Here is a 565-nt window from a genome sequence, read left to right on the forward strand (position 1 = left end):
TAAAATAATGTCATTTTTGTCAGCTACCTTTTTTGGTAGCTGCTTTTTTTGTAGTCATTCCTAATGTGAAGGACGCTTTCTGCGGGTGACGCTTCATCCTCCGCGCTCCGCTGTGGGGTATTCAGCTGCCACTTTTCCCGCTAGAGTCGCCTTCACAAACGTCATGACGCTGCACGTTTATTATTGAGGTTTTCGCGTATTAAAAGACAGTAAAAGAGTCAATTAATTACGAGTTGGGAGCGATGCGTTTATGATTGAATCTGAGTAGAATCCTGTTTCGAAAATTTGAAAAGTTACGGTAACCAAACGAAATCCGCTTAATCACTTTTATTTTGTTATTGATTCCTTCTAAATGCCCGTTGGAATCCTCGTATTTAAAGCTATTTCCGATTGCAGGTAAATGCTTGTTTAATATTTTTAAACTGCGTTTCAGTTGTGAAGAAACGAAAGGTTTTTTAGTCTGAATCAGTGATTGGTAAGCAGGGAAATTTTTGTGTTGTAGCGCAATCAGTAATTGCTGTGCTAGTTCGTACGTTTCTTTGAATTCAACATCCAGTGTCATAAA

The 565-nt window shown here is 38.6% G+C and carries 1 protein-coding gene; it reads right to left on the minus strand.

The features are described 5' to 3' along the window. Positions 1-226 precede the first annotated feature (226 nt). A partial coding sequence (locus BCAMP_RS12080; RefSeq protein ID WP_198015812.1) for a transposase occupies positions 227-565 on the minus strand: 339 nt, incomplete at its 5' end.

The organism is Brochothrix campestris FSL F6-1037, from assembly GCF_000525915.1.
GTDB lineage: Bacteria > Bacillota > Bacilli > Lactobacillales > Listeriaceae > Brochothrix > Brochothrix campestris.